General features: G+C 39.0%; 17 protein-coding genes. 11 read left to right on the top strand and 6 right to left on the bottom strand.

Annotation, left to right across the window (positions count from 1 at the left end; translation table 11 throughout):
• Window positions 1-67 precede the first annotated feature (67 nt).
• The 8 genes from CLW00_RS20105 (at window position 68) to CLW00_RS20140 (ending at window position 7,458) form a co-directional block, all read left to right on the top strand.
• Window positions 68-508 carry an RrF2 family transcriptional regulator gene (locus CLW00_RS20105; protein WP_106135512.1) on the top strand — a complete coding sequence of 147 codons (441 nt, stop codon included), beginning with the start codon at window positions 68-70 and terminating at the stop codon, window positions 506-508.
• Between the two features lie 455 nt (window positions 509-963).
• On the top strand, window positions 964-1,788 hold the full coding sequence (locus tag CLW00_RS20110) for a MotA/TolQ/ExbB proton channel family protein (protein ID WP_106135513.1): 825 nt from the start codon (window positions 964-966) through the stop codon (window positions 1,786-1,788).
• A gap of 130 nt (window positions 1,789-1,918) precedes the next feature.
• A complete protein-coding gene (locus tag CLW00_RS20115) occupies window positions 1,919-2,176 on the top strand; it encodes a hypothetical protein (protein WP_342747921.1) in 258 nt (85 codons plus the stop codon).
• Window positions 2,176-2,817 (top strand): ExbD/TolR family protein, encoded by a 642-nt coding sequence (locus tag CLW00_RS20120; RefSeq protein ID WP_106135515.1) that lies wholly within the window; start codon window positions 2,176-2,178, stop codon window positions 2,815-2,817. Before CLW00_RS20115 ends, CLW00_RS20120 begins: the two co-directional genes overlap by 1 nt.
• 1 nt (window position 2,818) lies before the next feature.
• Entirely contained in the window at window positions 2,819-3,280 is a 462-nt protein-coding gene (locus tag CLW00_RS20125) for an ExbD/TolR family protein (protein ID WP_106135516.1), read from the top strand.
• Window positions 3,281-3,343: 63 nt separating this feature from the next.
• Window positions 3,344-4,669 carry an MFS transporter gene (locus CLW00_RS20130; RefSeq protein WP_106135517.1) on the top strand — a complete coding sequence of 442 codons (1,326 nt, stop codon included), beginning with the start codon at window positions 3,344-3,346 and terminating at the stop codon, window positions 4,667-4,669.
• Window positions 4,662-6,134, top strand: coding sequence for an NAD(P)H-hydrate dehydratase (locus CLW00_RS20135; RefSeq protein WP_106135518.1), 1,473 nt, complete (start codon window positions 4,662-4,664; stop codon window positions 6,132-6,134). The genes CLW00_RS20130 and CLW00_RS20135 overlap by 8 nt, the downstream gene beginning before the upstream one ends.
• A gap of 85 nt (window positions 6,135-6,219) precedes the next feature.
• Window positions 6,220-7,458, top strand: a complete 1,239-nt coding sequence (locus CLW00_RS20140) for an MFS transporter (RefSeq protein ID WP_106135528.1) — start codon at window positions 6,220-6,222, stop codon at window positions 7,456-7,458.
• An 86-nt stretch (window positions 7,459-7,544) separates the two neighbouring features.
• On the opposite strand, the gene asnS is transcribed toward CLW00_RS20140, so the two are convergent.
• Window positions 7,545-8,996, bottom strand: coding sequence for an asparagine--tRNA ligase (gene asnS, locus CLW00_RS20145; protein ID WP_106135519.1), 1,452 nt, complete (start codon window positions 8,994-8,996; stop codon window positions 7,545-7,547).
• A gap of 193 nt (window positions 8,997-9,189) precedes the next feature.
• Here asnS and rpoN point away from each other — a divergent pair, with 193 nt between their 5' ends.
• Both rpoN and CLW00_RS20155 read left to right on the top strand, forming a co-directional pair.
• A complete protein-coding gene (rpoN, locus tag CLW00_RS20150) occupies window positions 9,190-10,647 on the top strand; it encodes an RNA polymerase factor sigma-54 (RefSeq protein ID WP_106135520.1) in 1,458 nt (485 codons plus the stop codon).
• Entirely contained in the window at window positions 10,648-11,265 is a 618-nt protein-coding gene (locus tag CLW00_RS20155; RefSeq protein ID WP_245917420.1) for a phosphatase PAP2 family protein, read from the top strand. It abuts the gene before it with no gap.
• Between the two features lie 80 nt (window positions 11,266-11,345).
• Here the strand turns inward: CLW00_RS20155 and CLW00_RS20160 are convergent, their stop codons facing one another.
• The gene (locus CLW00_RS20160) at window positions 11,346-12,515 is read right to left on the bottom strand and encodes a baeRF7 domain-containing protein (RefSeq protein ID WP_106135521.1); all 1,170 of its coding nucleotides are present in this window, start codon (window positions 12,513-12,515) and stop codon (window positions 11,346-11,348) included.
• A 111-nt stretch (window positions 12,516-12,626) separates the two neighbouring features.
• Between CLW00_RS20160 and CLW00_RS20165 the strand changes: the two genes are divergently transcribed.
• Window positions 12,627-12,935, top strand: a complete 309-nt coding sequence (locus CLW00_RS20165) for an HPF/RaiA family ribosome-associated protein (protein ID WP_106135530.1) — start codon at window positions 12,627-12,629, stop codon at window positions 12,933-12,935.
• Between the two features lie 42 nt (window positions 12,936-12,977).
• On the opposite strand, the gene CLW00_RS20170 is transcribed toward CLW00_RS20165, so the two are convergent.
• From CLW00_RS20170 to CLW00_RS20185, 4 genes are all read right to left on the bottom strand, one after another.
• The gene (locus CLW00_RS20170) at window positions 12,978-13,607 is read right to left on the bottom strand and encodes a rhomboid family intramembrane serine protease (RefSeq protein ID WP_106135522.1); all 630 of its coding nucleotides are present in this window, start codon (window positions 13,605-13,607) and stop codon (window positions 12,978-12,980) included.
• A gap of 9 nt (window positions 13,608-13,616) precedes the next feature.
• Entirely contained in the window at window positions 13,617-14,603 is a 987-nt protein-coding gene (locus tag CLW00_RS20175; protein ID WP_106135523.1) for a polyprenyl synthetase family protein, read from the bottom strand.
• The gene (gene rnr, locus CLW00_RS20180) at window positions 14,578-16,770 is read right to left on the bottom strand and encodes a ribonuclease R (protein WP_106135524.1); all 2,193 of its coding nucleotides are present in this window, start codon (window positions 16,768-16,770) and stop codon (window positions 14,578-14,580) included. The genes CLW00_RS20175 and rnr overlap by 26 nt, the downstream gene beginning before the upstream one ends.
• 302 nt (window positions 16,771-17,072) lie before the next feature.
• Window positions 17,073-18,251, bottom strand: a complete 1,179-nt coding sequence (locus tag CLW00_RS20185) for an ATP-binding protein (RefSeq protein WP_106135525.1) — start codon at window positions 18,249-18,251, stop codon at window positions 17,073-17,075.
• Between the last annotated feature and the right edge of the window lie 406 nt (window positions 18,252-18,657).

An 18,657-nucleotide genomic window follows, 5' to 3' on the forward strand; every position in this document is an offset into this window, starting at 1 on the left:
AAAGAAAAAGTCTGAGCCCTTTAATTCAAGACTAAATTCTCCTTATTTTGTACCAAAATAGTTTAGTATGTTTTCAAAAGCCTGTCAATACGGTATCAAGGCGGTCATTTATATTTGGCAACAAAGTCTGAAAGGAAATAAAGTAGGAGCAAAGGAAGTCGCGGAACATGTTGATGTGCCCGAACCATTTACTGCTAAAATTCTTCAGGATTTGGTAAGAAAAAAACTCATAGGCTCACAAAAAGGTCCAAATGGAGGGTTTTATGTGGGGAAAGAACACGAAAGTTTTACTTTAAAAGATTTGGTTGTTGCCATAGATGGAGACGAATTGTTCAGTGGTTGTAGTCTTGGACTCAAGGAATGTTCTGAGATCAATCCCTGCCCATTGCACAATGAAGTAAAGAAAGTCCGTACTCATATAATAGGGATGCTTACTAAAAAAACACTTAGAGAACTTGCTACTGAAGTAGAAAGTGGGGAGACAGTCCTTGCCAGATTTGAACAGTGAGTATAATTAAGAATAATAGCTGCGAGTCTGTTCTTTTCATATATTTTCCAATCACAAGGCATATTTTCCGACTTACACAAAATTCATGGTGGTTAGGATAATGTTTGCTATCCTTGAGGTTCAAAGTCGATCTAAATCTCCTTTGAATACCAAAAACAAGAAGTGTTTTTACCATCTCCAAATTAAGTACTGAGATTTCTAGTTTTCGTAAGGACTTATCTGCTTATTTCTCAATTGTATGGATTTGTTTACACATTTCTGTAAAAAATATAAGCAGTTCATAATCCATAATTTAGCCTGCAAAAAGAATCTACAAAAGAGTGATATTCACTCACAATAAAAAAAATATGAATATTTCCTTTGCAATTTGAATTGAAAAAATGATAACTTTAAAATCTCAATATTAATTTAGAAACCGTTTAACCTTTATTTAATTTCTCTTTAAAAACTACATTATGAAAAAGTTAATCGCTTTGTTCATGCTTGCCGGATTCCTATTCTCACCGGTGATTACAAAAGCTCAGGACGCAGACGAATCTGCAGAAGAAACCACTGAAGAAGTTGTTGAACAAGAAGAAGAGCAAGTTGTTGAAACTGCTCCCGCTGCTCCGGCAGTAGTTGATGATGAAATCATCGACGAAGACAAAGGCTTCCATCAGATTATCAAAGAAAAGTTTATTGAAGGTGATCCTACTTTCATGTCTCCAGTATTGATCTGTTTGATCTTAGGTCTTGCTGTAGCATTGGAAAGAATCATCACTTTGAACCTTTCTACAACCAACACCAAAAAACTTTTGGCTAGAGTTGAAGAAGCACTTGAACAAGGTGGTATTGAAGCAGCTAAAGATGTTACCAAAAGCACAAAAGGTCCAGTTGCCTCTATCTTTACCCAAGGGTTGATGAGATACACTGAAGGCATTGAAATGGTAGAAAAATCAATCATTGCTTACGGTTCTGTGGAAATGGGACGTCTTGAAAAAGGATTGGTATGGATCTCTCTATTCATTTCACTAGCTCCAATGCTTGGTTTCATGGGTACAGTAATCGGTATGATTGGTGCCTTCGATGCTATTGAAGCAGCAGGTGATATTTCTCCATCTCTCGTGGCTGGTGGTATCAAAATCGCTCTTTTGACTACGGTAGCTGGTTTGATCGTAGCGATTATCCTACAGTTGTTTTACAACTATTGTGTTGCTAAAATTGACTCTTTGGTTAATGACATGGAAGATGCTTCCATTACTTTGGTAGATATGCTTGTTAAGCACAAATTGACCAAGTAATCTTTATGGAGGTATGCTCCATTTAGAATAAATCAATTAACTAAAGAAAAAATCAATTATGGATTCAATAGACATCTTTTTATACGTAGCAGAGATAATGATCATTATCGGTGCTATACTAGCGATCGTGATGCCTTTAATCAAGTCGATAGGTGATCCTGGTAGCCTGATAAAAACCGGTGCGGCGGTCGTAGCTCTTGCAGTTGTCTTCTTTGTCATGTATTCTATTGCTGACAATGAAGTTACAGCAAGATTTGCTGCAGACCCCTTTAATTTGACTCCAGGACTTTCACAGTTCGTAGGAGGTGCCCTTCTGACGACATACGTGCTATTCTTCGTAGCGTTGTTAGGAATCGTATTTACAGAAATCAATAAAGCAATCAAGTAATGGCAAGGAAAAAAGGCAGAATGGCCCAGGAAGTAAATGCAGGATCCATGGCGGATATCGCGTTCCTGTTGCTTATATTCTTCTTGGTTACCACTACAATTGCCTCAGACAAGGGTGTTCTTAACTTCCTGCCTCCAAAGCAGGATCCTAACCAACCTCCACCGGAAATTTTGTTGAACGAAAGAAATATCTTCAACATTTTGGTCAACGCAAATGACCAGCTTTTGGTAGAAGGCGAGTATATGGATGACGCCAGTACTCTTGCTGAGGAAGTAAAATCTTTCCTCTTAAACTTTGGAGCTCCTGATGAAGAAGCTGTAGCTTTATTCAACAGTCTTCCTTCTTCACTTCGTGAAAAGGCTTCCAGAGACCCAGCTTCTTCTGATCACCCAATGTCGGGTGGTGCAGTAGTATCGATCAAGACCAACAGAGGTACTTCTTACGAGATGTATTTGGAAGTTTTGGATCAGGTAAAAAGAGCTTACTTTGAAATCTACGCTGAGCGTGTTGGTCTTACAGCTGATCAGTATAGAGCCTTGACAGGTAGAAATCCTGCCGAAAAGGAGTTACAAGACAGAGGTAAAGAAGGTATACCAATGGCAATTTCAATTGCAGAACCAGATAAAATAGGAGGAAATTAATATGTCAAAGTTCAAGAAAAAAACAGGCACTTCCGAAAATATCCCTACTTCTGCACTCCCGGATATTATCTTCATGCTTTTGTTCTTCTTTATGGTGACTACCGTATTGAGGGAACAAGAAATCATGGTAGAGCAAAAAATCCCTCAAGCTACACAGCTACAAAAATTGGAAAAGAAGTCCTTGATTTCTTATCTATATGTAGGGAAGCCTAAGAATACAGCCCTGTATGGTACAGAGCCGAGAATTCAGGCTAATGATGTTCTAATTACTACCAATGACATCGTTCTTTGGGTAAACCAGGAGAAAGATCAATTATCTGAAGTGGAAAGGGATCAAATCACCATTTCCATGAAAGCTGACCGTGATGTGAAAATGGGTCCTATCTCAGATGTTCAGTTTGAATTAAGAGAGGCAGACGCAAGAAAACTACTCTACGCGGCAGTTGGAAAAGTTCAAAACTAAAAATTATTTCTTATAACAAATAAAAGCTATTCCTTATGGAATAGCTTTTTTATTTTGGTCAATATGGGGAAAGCGATAGCCTCTAATAGAAAGGTCCAAAGTGCCTGGGCCATGTATGATTGGGCAAATTCCGTTTATAGTTTAGTCATTACCTCAACCATTTTTCCAGTTTATTTCAACAGTGTCACCAAATCTGAAGATAGGGGTGATATAGTTTCTTTTTTTGGTTACGAAATAGTCAATACTGTTTTGTACTCTTATTCCATCTCATTTTCATTTTTGGTGATTGCCATCATATCTCCATTGCTGTCAGGAATTGCTGATACAGGAGGTAAAAAATTAACCTTCATGAAATTTTTCGCCTACTTGGGTTCTATTTCCTGTCTTGGCTTATTCTTCTTTGACGGTGATAATCTTGAATATGGGATTTTATGTGCTGTTTTGGCCAGTATTGGATACGCCGGAAGTATTGTTTTCTATAATGCTTTTCTGCCCGAAATTGCCAAAGAAGAAGAATTTGATTTTCTAAGTGCGAGGGGCTTCGCTTTAGGCTACATTGGCAGTGTGATTTTGTTGGTGCTTAATCTTATGATGATTGAATTTCCAGCTACATTTGGACTAAGTGATGGCGGGCAGGCAGCTAGGTGGTCTTTTTTAATTACAGGTGTTTGGTGGGCAGGTTTTTCACAAATTTCCTTCAAATATTTGCCCGATAACCCGTACAATAAAAAAGTTGAACGAGCACTTTTATTTAAGGGCTATCAAGAAATTAAAAAGGTTTTCTATGTGGTGAAAGGAAATTCAGTAATGAACAGGTTTCTCGCGGCTTTTCTATTTTACAGCATGGGTGTACAGACAGTGATGTATTTGGCCGCCACTTTTGGAGATAAGGAACTTGGGCTCCCCGGAGACAAATTGATCATTACTATACTGATTATCCAGTTGGTAGCAATAGTTGGTAGTTTTCTCTTTGCTTTTGTATCCAAAAAGTTTGGGAATAAGTATTCATTGGTTATTATGGTTTTCATTTGGGTTTTAATATGTGGATCGGCATATTTTGTGATCAATGAATATCAATTCTATGCACTGGCCTTTGTAGTTGGGATGGTGATGGGAGGGATCCAATCCCTTTCAAGGTCTACTTATTCCAAATTGATTCCAGTCGAGACTACTGATCATGCTTCCTACTTTAGTTTTTTTGATGTTACGGAAAAGATTGCCATTGTAATAGGGACATTCTCATATGGGTTTATCGAGCAGATTACTGGTAATATGAGAAATTCATCTTTGGCCTTAGGTTTGTTTTTTATTGTAGGATTGGGTTTCTTATTACTTGTAAAGATTCCTAAACAGGATTTTCAAAAAGACAAATTTCTAAAAAATGCTTAGTATACTCCCCGGTAAAAAAATCGCTGAATTGGACAAGAGTTATGCCCGAGAGGTAGGGATCAGTTCATGGGAATTGATGGAAAGGGCAGCTGAAAGTTTTGTTTCTTGGTTTTTAAAAGGCTTTAGTGGTGTTCAAGAAAAAGTGTTTATTTTTTCAGGGCCTGGTAACAATGGAGGAGACGGTTTAGCTATTGCCCGCTTATTGTCTGAAAAAGGGTTTGCTGTCAGTGTTGTATTGTTTTCATCTAAAGAAAACAGTAGTGTTGATTGGCAGGTGAATTTTGATAAGCTTCCGGAGGGTATTAGTCGTTATCAATATCCTGAAATTGATTTTGAATTAGCCTCTAGCGCTATCATTATCGATGCTTTGTTTGGGGTTGGTATCAACCGGGCATTAGGAGGGGAATATCTGGAAGTGGTAAATACATTGAATCAATTGTCTGGAAAAAAAATATCCATTGATATTCCTTCAGGACTTCCCTCTGATAGTCTGGTTGAGGGAGTGGCATTTTTAGCGGATATGACGGTAAGTTTTCAATTCCCCAAGTTGTCACTTTTGATCCCTGAGCATTCCAAATATGTAGGAGATCTACATATCGCAGATATTGGAATTCCTGATTCCTTTTTGGATCAATTTGGAAGTAATAAGTCATTTGTCCAAGCAAGTGATATTCAAAAAATGCATAAGCGTTTTGATAATTTTAGTCATAAAGGTGATTTTGGAAGGATCTTGTTGATCGGCGGCAGAGGTGGCAAAGTAGGCGCCATAATTCTTAGTACTTGCTCAGCTATGCGGACAGGGAGTGGACTTGTGCATGTGTGGGCAGAAGGGGCTTCCAAAGATGTAATCCATATTTCTTGTTGCGAAGCAATGGTGGAGGGTGAGAAAATCCTAGATGAGCTTGATAAGTTTGATGCTTTAGGAATTGGGCCTGGCTTGGGAGAAGTTCCGCAAGATTTGCTTCGTAATATATTCCAGTCTACTGGCAAACCCATGGTCCTTGATGCTGATGCCTTGAATGTGCTTTCCAAGCATCCTGAATTATGGGACTTAATTCCAAAAGGAAGTATTTTGACCCCTCATCTGAAAGAGTTTGAAAGGTTGACAGGGAAATCCTCCCATCATTTTGAAAGGTTGGATAAAGCCTCTGAATATGCTGTGCAGCATAAAGTGTATTTGGTGCTGAAAGGAGCTTTTACGAGTATTTCTACCCCCGATGGTAAGCAATATTTTAATTCTACCGGCAATAAACATATGGCTACAGCGGGTTCAGGTGATGTCTTAACCGGTATGATTACTTCTTTTTTGGGTCAGGGATACGATCCTCTCAACGCTAGTCTATGCGGTGTCTTTCACCATGGTCTAGCGGGAGAGATAGCTTCTAAGACAAAGGCAAGGGGAATGATAGCCACTGATATCATAGAAAGTATTCCCAGTAGCTTTTTAGAAATGCAGATTGACTAAGCTTTTTGTAACAATCGGTGAATTAAATTTGAGTCCTTAGAACTTTATCAAATTGACCTCAGTTGTAGATGAGGATTTTGAACCTATGAAACAAGAAAGACTACTACTGTGGACACTTGCAGCTATCAATTTTACCCACATAGTGGACTTTATGATTTTGATGCCTCTTGGACCTCAATTGATGAGAATATTCGATATCAGCCCTAGAGAGTTTGGGCTTTTGGTTTCGTCTTATACATTTAGTGCCGGACTTAGCAGTTTTTTAGGGGCATTTGTATTGGATAAGTATGACAGGAAGAAGATCATGCTATGGGTGTTTTTGGGGTTTCTCTTAGGTACATTGGCATGTGCCCTTTCCCCAAATTATCCGATTCTTTTAATTTCCAGAATTGTTTCAGGAGTTTTTGGAGGGCTGACCTCAGCTTTGGTATTAGCGATAATTGGAGATGTGATTCCAGACGCAAGAAGGGGTAGGGCTATGGGTTTGGTAATGGCAGCCTTCTCTGTTGCTTCAGTGTTTGGGGTGCCTTTTGGCTTGTTTATCGCCAGTATTTCAAATTGGCATGCACCGTTCTTCTTTCTTGCGGGATTGTCTCTTGTTATATTTTGGATGATTTATAAATTTATACCAAACATTACGGCACATTTGGTAGAGCAAAGGTTTAAACCAAGTCCGCTTCAGGTGATCAAAAGGGTGACAGGCAATCCGAATCAAATGCGAGCCATCACACTGACGATCATGATGATGTTGGGGCAGTTTACTATTATCCCGTTTCTGAGCCCTTATATGGTAGCTAATGTTGGTTTCACGGATCTGCAGCTGACCTTTATTTATATTTCCGGAGGATTCTTTACCATATTCACTTCTCCTTGGGTAGGTAGGCTAACTGACCGCTATGGGAAAGTTAAGGTGTTTACAGTGTTTATGTCGCTTAATATCATTCCCATTGGAGTGATTACACAGCTAGGTGTTACGCCAATTCCCTATGTCTTATTGATTACGACTATGTTTTTTGTGACCTCTAATGGAAGAATGGTTCCCGCAGCGGCTTTGATTACAGGTACCGCAAAACCAGAGAACAGGGGAAGCTTCTTAAGTTTCAACTCTGCTGTTCAACAATTAGGAGCGGGAGTTGCATCTTTTTTTGCAGGCATGGTATTGACAGAAAATGCAAGTGGTGAATTGGTAAATTTTGAAATCATCGGTTATATAGCCATTGTTTTCAGTTTGCTTTGTATTCCATTGATCAGGAGGATTAAAGTTATAGACACTGAGGCGGTAGTTGCAGTAGCGCAAGTAGAGCAACCCGATTTGCAGAAATAGCTGAGAAAAAAAATCTTGATGCTAAAAAACAAAAAAATGGCTGTCTTCAAATCAAGACAGCCATTTTCATTTAAAATTAATTTTACTTAAAATTCAGCATGTCCAGGCGTCCTTGGGAAGGCAATGACATCTCTGATATTTCCCATACCGGTCACAAATAGGACCATTCTTTCAAATCCCAAACCGAATCCAGCATGAGGTGTGCTGCCAAATCTTCTTGTATCCAGATACCACCACATTTCTTCAGCAGGGATATCCATTTCTTCCATCCTTTTGGTCAGTTTGTCAAGCCTTTCTTCTCTTTGAGAACCACCGACAATTTCGCCTATACCTGGGAATAGGATATCCATAGCGGCTACTGTTTTGCCATCCTCGTTTTGCCTCATGTAAAAGGCTTTTATATCCTTAGGGTAGTCTGTTAAAATAACCGGTTTTTTAAAGTGCTTTTCAACCAGGAACCTTTCGTGTTCTGACTGTAAATCAGCTCCCCATCCTTCGATAAGGTATTGGAATTTTTTCTTTTTGTTAGGGTTGGAGTTACGGAGAATGTCAATGGCCTCTGTGTAGGTCAACCTTTCAAATTTGTTTTCTACTACAAATTTCAACCTTTCAATAAGCCCCATTTCAGATCTTTGATCAGCTTTTTTGGTGCTTTCCTCTTCTTCGGCTCTTTTGTCCAAAAATTCCAAGTCATCCATACAATTTTCCAAAGCATAAGAAATCACATACTTGAGAAAATCTTCCGCCAGATCCTGATTGTCTTCCGCATCGTAAAATGCCATTTCAGGTTCTATCATCCAAAATTCAGCAAGGTGTCTTGTGGTATTTGAATTTTCGGCCCTAAACGTCGGCCCAAAGGTGTAAATATCAGCAAGGCCCATAGCTGCCAACTCACCTTCCAATTGACCTGATACGGTTAGGTTGGTTTCCCTTTCGAAGAAATCTTGTTTGTAATCGATCTTCCCTGCCTCATCTAAAGGTGGGTTTTTCAAATCAAGGGTGGTCACCTTGAAAGTCTCTCCAGCACCTTCTGCATCAGAAGCTGTGATGATAGGAGTATGGATATAAAAGAAGCCCTTGTCATTGAAATACTTGTGGACAGCATAAGCCAATGCATGTCTCACTCTGAAAACTGCGCCAAAAGTGTTGGTTCTCACACGTAAATGTGCGATTTCTCTCAGGAATTCCAGAGAGTGTTTTTTTGGCTGAAGTGGATACTTCTCAGGATCAGCTTCTCCGAGTATTTCGATGGATGCTGCCAATAATTCAGCTTGTTGCCCAGCTCCTTGAGAGGCAACTACTTTTCCAGTAATTTTCAGGCAGGCACCAGTAGTGCATTTTTTCAGGACATCATCGTCAATCTGATTGGGATCTGCGACCACCTGAAAATTCTTGATGGTGGAGCCATCATTCATGGCGATGAAGGAGACATTCTTATTGCTCCTTTTGGTTCTTACCCAACCCATGATGCTCACTTGCGTGTCCAGAAAATCTCCAGACAAGAGATCCTTGATTTTTTCTCTTTTGTTAAAAGCCATATCAAATTGATAATGTTGATGAAATATTAAACTAACCCATGACATGGGTCTTTTTAAAGGAATGCAAAAAAACGATATAATAAGCTTTTTATCAATAAATTGTTCTAATTTCCTAAATTTGATGACTTGGGAGCCTAAATGCTAATCCTGAGTAAATCAGAAACCAAGTCGATTTTTCTAACAGAATATATATATGCAGAAATTAAATTTAAGCCAGGTCTTATCTCAAAAACTATCTCCGCAACAGATACAGTTCATCAAACTGTTGCAGGTGCCTACTGCTGAGTTAGATACAAGAATAGAAGAGGAATTGGAAATCAATCCTGCGCTTGAAGAAGGAAGAGATGAGGAGAAAAAGGAATCTGAAGATGATGATTTTGATGATAACTTTGATGAGGAAGCCTCCTTTGATGAAAAAGATCTAAATATTGACGATTACCTCAATGATGACTACGGTGGGTACAAAATGCAAGGTGACGGCAATTACTCGCCTGACGAAGAAGATCGTGAGATACCGATTTCCAGCGGATCATCTCTTCACGAGCAATTGGTTTCGCAACTAGGTTATTTGAAACTGGACGAGAGGCAAAAAAACATAGGAAAGCAACTTATCGGAAGTATAGAAAATGATGGGTATATCAGAAGGGATTTGGAGGCCATTCTCAATGACCTTGCATTTTCGCAAAATATAGAAACAGACCTGGACGAATTAGAAGAGATCCTGAGAAAGATCCAGGAATTTGACCCAGCTGGAATTGCCGCTAGAAACCTTCAAGAGTGTCTTTTGATCCAATTGGAAAGGAAAGAACACCCGGAAGACCCTGCTGTGATCAATGCCATCAAGATTGTCAATGATTGTTTCGAGGAGTTTACCAAAAAGCATTATACCAAAATTCAGAAAAAGCTTGAGATTGAAGATGAGGCACTCAAAGAAGCCGTAAACCTAATCATTAAGCTAAATCCAAAGCCGGGGGGCGTATCTGACGGGTTGGTTAAAACGCAGTATATCATTCCGGATTTTATACTGACCAATGTCGAAGGAAAAGTTGACATATCTTTAAACTCTAAGAATGCTCCTGAGTTAAGAGTAAGTAGGTCTTATTCCGAGATGTTTGATGCCTATGATAAGAGTGATAAAAAAGACAAGAAACTTAAGGATACGGTTACTTTTGTCAAACAAAAACTAGATGCTGCAAAATGGTTTATTGATGCCATAAAGCAGCGTCAACAGACTTTATTGAAAACAATGCAGGCAATTCTAGATTATCAAACTGAATTCTTTATAGAAGGGGATGAGACCAAACTCAAGCCCATGATATTAAAGGATATTGCCGAAAAAATTGAAATGGACATCTCTACTGTATCAAGAGTCGCCAATAGCAAATCTATTCAAACTGAGTTTGGGATTTTTCCGCTCAAGTATTTTTTCTCAGAAGGAATAGCCACTGATTCCGGTGAAGATGTGAGTAACAAGGAAGTCAAATCTGTATTGAATCAAATGGTAGACAATGAAGACAAAAGAAAGCCTCTTTCTGATGATAAGCTTGTGAAACTGCTCAATGATAAAGGGTACAACATCGCCCGAAGAACAGTAGCCAAGTACAGAGAGCAATTACAGATTCCAGTCGCCAGGTTAAGAAAAGAGCTATAAGTGTACAGAGTTTTAGCATTGTTATTTACCTACTTGTTTCAGCCACTACTTATGCCAACATTCGTAGTGGCCTTGTTGCTTTTCAAAGCAGAACAGCCACCTCAATTCACTTTCACTACAAATTTGTTGCTGGTGTTTATGGTTTTCCTGACCACTTTTATCATCCCTTCACTGAGTATTATTACACTGAAGCTAACTAAAAATATCCCTTCTCTCCATATGAAGGAGAGAAATGAAAGGCTTCTGCCATTCGCCATGATCAGTGCTTTCTTCCTTTTGGCTACATACCTGTTTTCTACCAAGCAGGAACTGGATCCATTGATAGTAATGGCTTTGTTTCTGATTACAGCTTGTATCATTATCCTGACCATTGTTACTTTTTTTGCAAAAATAAGTGCACACATGATGGGGGTATCAGGGTTGTTGGGATTTGTATTGTATGTCTTGATTCAGAATCCACAATCTCAAATGATGCCTTACTTTTTAGGAACTATGGTGCTGACAGGTGCAATAGGCTCATCTAGGCTATACTTGAATGCCCACAAGCCAATTGAAATCCTATGGGGTTTCTTGTTGGGTTTCTCGGTATGCTTTAGCGGAATGTGGTATTGGATGTAGATGCCAAATAAAAATCATTATGCATAAAAAAAACCGGAAGATGAATTTGCTTCTTCCGGTTTTTTTTGGTGCTGATCAGATCAAATCGGATACCTGAGAATGGCAGCTATTTGAGCTTCTTCTGGCATATTTTCCTCCTCAACCATATACACCTTGCCTTTGAATTCCACGACTCTGGCTGCTGCCTCATCAATCAAACAGTGACCTCCATTTTCTTGTTTGTCAGTTAATTCAATTTGATGATTTTCTGGATCATAGGAACCAAATAAGTGGGTGTGGTTTGCATTTACTAGTAGAGTGTCAATTCCACCTGTCAATGCAGCCTTTATGATTTTTAGCTTATCGTTGCTGATAGCCAAACCATCGGCTGCTTTTTGGTCATAAGTTTCTTTTCTTTTTGTTCTTTCCTTTTCGAAAAAAGGAGCCACTACTTCCCATGATTTCTGATGTAGGGTCATCATGTCTTTTTCGCCATATGCACCACTGACATGTCCGTCAAGCAAATGATTGTATTTTGATGCTTCTTTGAAAATTGGTATCAGGTAATCAACACCAGCCAATACCAGTGGCAATGGGTTATTGTAAAGCTTGGGTTCAAGCATATTGGTCATTCTGTGGAAATAATTCAGAATCGTGACCTTTTTCTCTTCATCAGAACCGCCTGCATGACCATGAAACATGGCCCCTGCTTTTCCTACACCACCTTGACCATGTAATTGTTTTTGGTTTTCGTCTTCCTCTTCTTCAGTAGTGAAGGAGACAGCTACCTCTTCAGGATCCAATATGATTTCCTGGACAGTGTTTCTAGTGGCTTCATAAAGCCTGATTTGATCCAAATTAAGCAACAGTATATAGTAATGACCGTCATCAGACAATTCAGGTATCATTGGCAAAAGCATAGGCTTACTTCCAACGAAATTTTGGCCATCTTTTAAGTCAATCGGAACTTTTATCATTTCCATGCCGTCTTCGGAAATAAAACAAGCAAGTAGATCAGAGTTGGTTTGCCAAAATTTGTGGTTTTCTAGTAATGTGGAAGCAGGAGCAAGTAAATTGTTGATCTCTGTATCTTCCATCTTGTACTCTTTTTCCAATTTTACAGTGACATCCTTCAGTTGGTTTTTGAAGTGGATCTGGTCTTTTTTATAACCATCAGAACTTTGTCTTGAGGTGGGACTGTAAATACTTATAAAAGGATTGGCCTTTTTTTTGGATAGATTTATAAAATCATTTCTATTAAAAATTTCCATTGGATTTATTTTTAAGATTAAACATTTAATTTTGAACTGAGCTATATTGGCTCTCGTATAATGGAACAAAAACTCCGCCAAGGAGAGGTATTTTCAACTAAAATAAATTTTATGAACTACACAGAGAATTATAGGGGAATAAAAATCGACGTTCAATCTGTCAATTTGGATATTAGTGAAGCTGTACAGGCAGAAATCAGAAGTTGCATAGACAAGCTTTCCAAGTTTACCAACGTGATTAATGCAGTGGATATATATTTTAAAGAAGAAGGGCAGGGCGGTACTGCTGAAAGTGTAGTAGGTATGCGGGTAGGAATACCAGGTCCAGATGTGTTTGCTGAAGACAAGGGTGAAAATTGGATCCCACTTTTGAAGTCAGTCACTGATAAAAATATCAGACAACTCAAAAAGGGGAAATAATTCCCCAAAAATCTACAAGCAAAAACCATTAAAAACTTCAGGTTAAAATAACCTGAAGTTTTTTATTTGTTCTACAAAATCCATTGCGCTCTGTGGAGAAAGAATCAAAATAAATATTATCCCAAAAAGGGCTCCATATAAGTGTGCGTCATGGTTGATGGCATCGTCTCCTTTTTTACCTTTTACTACCGAGTAAATCAGGAATAGTATTCCCAGAGCAAATCCTGGAAGGCAAAGCAGCCCAAAAAGACAAATGTCTGAGAGTGGCATAAGAATTATGCTCGCAAAAACAGTTGCTGCAACTCCACCGGAAGCACCTAGTGCACGGTAATAACTATTGTCGCTGTGTTTCAGGTAAGTAGGAATGTCAGCGATTACAATTGCAGCAATATAGAATGCCACATAAGTCAATATTCCAAGTCCCATGCCTAGCTTATAGGTCAGGTACATCTCAATTACCCTCCCGAAAAAATAGAAGGTAAACATATTGAACAGCAAGTGCATGCTGTCTTTGTGGATAAAGCCTGAGAGCACAAACCTGTCCCATTGGCCTCGGTGTTTGATGGCATAGGGTGTAAACATCCACCTTTCCATTAAGGCGGGCTTTTTCCACGCTTGATAAGATGTCAGTGCTGTGATGATGATCAAGATCACCGTTGCGGATAATTCCATATATAAGGATTACTTTTCCCTGTTGATCAGGTCTTTGGTCAATTGTTGTAAAATCCTAAAAGCATCTTTATTGGGCGCATGTAAAGATTCAAATTGTGCAAATCCTTTGTCAAAGTACTCCTGCATCTTTTGTTCTGTAAGGGATTTGATGCCGAGCTGATCATAAATGGCAGTTACAGCTCTTACTTTTTCTTCTTTATCAAAGTCTTTTGCGGCAATCCATTTTTCAAGATCATCTTTGACTTTGCCAGTAGCCAATTCTTTGGCTTTGATAAGCAAAAAGGTCTTTTTGTTGGCAATGATATCACCTCCGACTTGTTTCCCGAATTTTGCTTTGTCAGCATATACATCCAAGAGGTCATCTTTCAGTTGAAAACCAATTCCAATGTTCACCCCAAAGTCATAAAGTTTTTTTGCTTCCTGATCGTTTTTCCCTGCCAACAAAGCCCCAAGCTCCAAGGCAAAGCCAAGCAAAACAGCTGTCTTGAGCCGTATCATGTCGATGTATGCTTCTTCTTGGACTATATCGATAGCCTCGAAGTTCATATCATGCTGCTGTCCTTCACATACTTCTGCCGCAGTTTGATTGAATAGCCTTATGCATTTGGGCAATAGTAGTGGATCAATATCCACCAACATGCCATAAGCCCTGACCAACATGACATCTCCGGAAAGAATTGCGGTATTTGGGTTCCACTTTTCGTGCACGGTGGCCTGCCCTCTTCTCAAAGGAGCATCATCCATGATGTCATCATGCATCAGAGTGAAATTGTGAAATACTTCTACTGCGGCAGCTGGTGCAAGTATATTTTCAAAATCACTTTTGTACAGCGAGTAGGAAAGCAGGGTAAGTAGTGGGCGGATTCTTTTTCCACCCAAACTCATGATATAAGAAATCGGTTCGTATAATTCCGAGGGAGATTCTCCGTAGGTCAATCCCTGAATATGGGATTCTAGTTTGTCAAGTAAATTATTTACGCTTACTGTCTGAGTCATTATTTGCAAATTCCAGGTCTATGGTTCTTCTGTCTATATCCGTGGCGATCACACGGACCATCACTTTCTCACCCAAAGTGATCATTTTTTTATTTCTCGTCCCAATGAGACGCATATTTTTTTCATCAAATTCGTAATAATCATCCTTCATTTCTGTCACCCTGACCATACCTTCACATTTGGTTTCGGTGATTTCAATAAATACTCCCCACTCTGTCACCCCGGTGACGATTCCTTCATAATCTTTGTCTTCTGCCAAGGCCATAAATTCCACTTGTTTGTATTTGATGGAAGCCCTTTCAGAATCTGCAGCTCTTTTTTCCCTTTCTGAAGAATGAAGACATTTTTCTTCCCATGTATCTGCCTCAGGTGTTTTGCCTCCGTCCAAGTAGTGCTGAAGAAGTCTGTGTACCATCATATCAGGATACCTCCTGATAGGGGAAGTAAAATGAGTATAGTGTTTAAATGCAAGCCCAAAATGCCCTTTTGGCTCTGTGGTATACTTGGCTTTGGCCATACTCCGGATGGCGAGTTGCTCCAGCACATTTTGCTCTGGTTTCCCCACGATTTCATCCATCAGCTTATTCAATGCTTTGGAAATCCGCACGCCTTCTCCTACCTCTACATCATGGCCGAATTTTTTGGCAAAGTTGGCAAATGTTTCCAACCTTTCTGAATCTGGATAATCATGAGTCCTATATACAAAAGTATCCGCTCCTTTGTTTTGATTGAAGACAAATTCTGCAACAGTTCGGTTGGCCAAAAGCATAAATTCCTCAATCATCTTGTGGATATCTTTACGCTCTTTGATCATCAGGCCGAGTGGTGTGCCTTTTTCATCCAGCTTAAATTTGACCTCTACGGTTTCAAAGTTGACAGCTCCTTTTTCAAACCTGCGCTTCCTGATTTTTTTAGCCAAGTTGTTTAGCAGTGTCAATTCTTCGTAGTAGTCACCCTCTTGCTTGTCGATGTTTTCCTGGGCATCTTCATAGGCAAACCTCTTATCAGAGTGGGTAACTGTACGTCCGATCCAGTGGTTGAGTACATCTGCGTTTTCATCCATTTCGAATACGCATGAAAAGGTGACTTTGTCCTCATTTGGACGCAAAGAACATAATCCATTACTCAAACGCTCTGGAAGCATAGGTATGGTTCTGTCTACCAAGTATACAGAGGTGGCTCGGTTGTATGCTTCTTTTTCAAGTTTGGTTTTGGGCTTTACATAATGCGTGACATCAGCAATGTGTACTCCGATTTCCAAATTCCCGTTCTCCAATCTTCTGTAAGAAATGGCATCATCAAAATCTTTGGCATCTGCCGGGTCAATGGTGAATGTAGGCACATCCCGCATGTCTCTACGGTTTTTGATTTCCTCTTGGCTGATTTCATCCGGAATGGCATTGGCTTCTTCTTCCACTTCTTGTGGGTATTCGAAAGGCAGCCCAAACTCAGCCATAATGGAGTGGATCTCTACTTCGTGTTCACCTGCTTTACCCAATACCCTGATGATTTTTCCGGTTGGATTTTTATCATCTTCCCGCCATTCAGTCATTTTGACTACTACTTTCTGATTGTGTTCGGCACCGCCAAGGTCTCCCTTATGCACAAAGATATCATGGTGCATTTTCTTAAAATCAGGTACTACGAAGGCAAATCTTGGAGAAATTTCCACCCTGCCTACAAATTCATCCCTGTCTCTTTCAAGAATTTCAAGGACTTTCCCTTCCAGTCTACCGCTTCTTCCTTTGGCAGGATTGACCATTATTCTTACCCTGTCGCCATCGAGGGCATTCTTCATGTCTCCTTCTTTGACTTGGATGTCTTCTTCAAGTTTGAACCTGGCATCCGGCACGATATAGGCAAATCTTGGATTGACGTAATCCACTTCACCTTCTATAAATTCAGGTTCTTTGATAGATGAAAAGTAATTTCTGGGGCTTTTGGAGATACTTCCAGCTGCTGCCAACTTATGCAGGACAGGTTCTACACCACCTTTGGTAATGTTGTCTCTGATTTCAAGTTTTTTTATGATTTGCTTTGAATTGAATTCGTGTCCGAAATTATTGTCCAAAAAGTTGAGGACTTTTTTAGCCAGTTGGGCAGCGTCTGTGATTTTTCCGCCTTTCTTATTTCCTGACCGGTCTTTATTGTTTGATTTTCGTCCCATAAAAGGTTTATTTCTAATTGTTAATTTTTAGGCCTTTGATATGTTTAAAATGGGCCTGATTATTTGTAATTAATTCTATGTCTGAGTGAAGGGCTATTCGCTTGAAGTATTATTTCAGGATTTTTTTTGAAAAAGTTAATGAATGTATCAGTATCTAAAATGTGCTCTTTCAAATGTTTTCAATGTATTAAGCTGATTATTATTTCTTATAAAGTTAATAAAATCCTTTTGGAATTGAGAAAAATCTTTAACTCACCCTTTAATTAAAGAATGGATAATTTTTAACCATGAGAAAGATGAATTCAAAAACTTGTATCATTTGGTACTCCAAACCCCCTCCAAGAAACCAAGTTTCCTGCACTCCTCTTTTGAGAGGTGTTTCCTCCATAGACCAGTGATTTGTTTAGGTTTTTGATTTGGGAGATTTCTTCAAATTTGGCCAGCCCATCAAACATTTGGGTTTTGATTGTTTGGGACGCTTTGAATTCAATGATGTCTATTTGGTCGCCTTTGTCGACCAAAAGGTCAATTTCATTTCCTGCAGCGTCCCGCCAAAACCATAGATCTTGAGTATTGTTTTGATGGTGCATCTGTTTGACATATTCAGCAATCATCATGTTTTCAAACAATGCACCCTTAATCGGATTTGTCAGTAAACTTTCCGTTTTGCTGATTTTGAGCAAGTGACATAATAAACCTGTGTCATAGAAATAAAGCTTAGGTGTTTTGACGATCCTTTTATTATAGTTTTTATGGTATGGGTATAATTGAAACGTAATGAAGCTTTGTTCCAATGCCGATAGCCATGCTTTTGCCGTAGGTTGACTGATACCGCATTCATTGGCCAAGGCATTCAGGTTGAGTAATTGCCCTGCCCTGGCAGCGCAAATGGAAAGGAAATTTTGGAAAATCCTCAGGTCTCTGATTGCAACAAGTTCACTAATGTCCCTATTGATGTATGTCTCAATGTAATTAGAATAAAAGATCCTTGATGGGATTTCCCTGTCATAAATAGCAGGGTAAAACCCCTTGATAAGGGATTGTAAATATCCCTCACCCAATAATTCAGCTTTTCCCAATTCCTTGAAATCAAAGGGGAATAATTTGAATATTGCAACTCTTCCGGCAAGGCTTTGTGTGATGCTGTGCATCAAGTGGAAATTCTGCGAACCTGAAAGGACATAAATACCCATTTCCCCACTTCTATCATCTACGATATTTTGGATGTATGAAAACAATTCGGGAACACGCTGAACTTCATCGAAAATTACATGTGAGTGAAATTCTTTCAAAAATCCATTTGGGTCCGATTCAGCGAAGTTTCTGTTGTCAGGATTTTCTAAGCTGACATACCTGTATTCCGGAAATAAATTTTTGACTAACGTAGTCTTTCCTGATTGTCTTGGTCCGGTCAAAGCAATGATCGGATACATAGGTGCTATCTTCTTGATTGCAGACACTATTTCCCTAGAAACCAACATGTTTTTATTTCAAATTTAAGCTGAATTTTGAAAGTTTACAACATAAACTTTGAAATAACAAGATCTGAACTTTGAAATTACATGGACTGAATTTTGAAAAAACATGAGTTGAATTTTGAATTTACATGTGTGTTTTTAGTTGAAAAATTGAAAAAGTGAATAAAATAATCCATTTCAATGCTATGGTTGGAAGGGTAATATTTTCTATTAGTATCCGTTTGCCAAAAAACCATAGTTTGGTTGCTAAGTGGCATGATTGCGGATAATCATATATCTTAATATCAATCAGTATCCATCAATATCAACAACCCTCCTGTTTTGTGCGATGGGACACCCAAGCTAAAACTTCATGATAGCTGAGGTAAGTTCTTGCTGTTCTTCTGTTAGTTTTAAAGGTATTGTAGCG

The sequence above is a fragment of the Mongoliibacter ruber genome (assembly GCF_003003005.1).
GTDB lineage: Bacteria > Bacteroidota > Bacteroidia > Cytophagales > Cyclobacteriaceae > Mongoliibacter > Mongoliibacter ruber.

Excerpts from the sequence above, each read along its gene's own strand:
- CLW00_RS20140 (WP_106135528.1), top strand. The coding sequence starts at position 6,220 with ATGAAACAAGAAAGACTACTACTGTGGACACTTGCAGCTATCAATTTT.
- CLW00_RS20115 (WP_342747921.1), top strand. The coding sequence starts at position 1,919 with ATGCCTTTAATCAAGTCGATAGGTGATCCTGGTAGCCTGATAAAAACC.
- CLW00_RS20170 (WP_106135522.1), bottom strand. The coding sequence starts at position 13,607 with ATGGAATTATCCGCAACGGTGATCTTGATCATCATCACAGCACTGACA.
- CLW00_RS20130 (WP_106135517.1), top strand. The coding sequence starts at position 3,344 with ATGGGGAAAGCGATAGCCTCTAATAGAAAGGTCCAAAGTGCCTGGGCC.
- rpoN (WP_106135520.1), top strand. The coding sequence starts at position 9,190 with ATGCAGAAATTAAATTTAAGCCAGGTCTTATCTCAAAAACTATCTCCG.
- CLW00_RS20125 (WP_106135516.1), top strand. The coding sequence starts at position 2,819 with ATGTCAAAGTTCAAGAAAAAAACAGGCACTTCCGAAAATATCCCTACT.
- CLW00_RS20110 (WP_106135513.1), top strand. The coding sequence starts at position 964 with ATGAAAAAGTTAATCGCTTTGTTCATGCTTGCCGGATTCCTATTCTCA.
- CLW00_RS20185 (WP_106135525.1), bottom strand. The coding sequence starts at position 18,251 with ATGTTGGTTTCTAGGGAAATAGTGTCTGCAATCAAGAAGATAGCACCT.
- CLW00_RS20105 (WP_106135512.1), top strand. The coding sequence starts at position 68 with ATGTTTTCAAAAGCCTGTCAATACGGTATCAAGGCGGTCATTTATATT.
- CLW00_RS20175 (WP_106135523.1), bottom strand. The coding sequence starts at position 14,603 with ATGACTCAGACAGTAAGCGTAAATAATTTACTTGACAAACTAGAATCC.
- CLW00_RS20160 (WP_106135521.1), bottom strand. The coding sequence starts at position 12,515 with ATGGAAATTTTTAATAGAAATGATTTTATAAATCTATCCAAAAAAAAG.
- CLW00_RS20120 (WP_106135515.1), top strand. The coding sequence starts at position 2,176 with ATGGCAAGGAAAAAAGGCAGAATGGCCCAGGAAGTAAATGCAGGATCC.
- rnr (WP_106135524.1), bottom strand. The coding sequence starts at position 16,770 with ATGGGACGAAAATCAAACAATAAAGACCGGTCAGGAAATAAGAAAGGC.
- CLW00_RS20165 (WP_106135530.1), top strand. The coding sequence starts at position 12,627 with ATGAACTACACAGAGAATTATAGGGGAATAAAAATCGACGTTCAATCT.
- asnS (WP_106135519.1), bottom strand. The coding sequence starts at position 8,996 with ATGGCTTTTAACAAAAGAGAAAAAATCAAGGATCTCTTGTCTGGAGAT.
- CLW00_RS20135 (WP_106135518.1), top strand. The coding sequence starts at position 4,662 with ATGCTTAGTATACTCCCCGGTAAAAAAATCGCTGAATTGGACAAGAGT.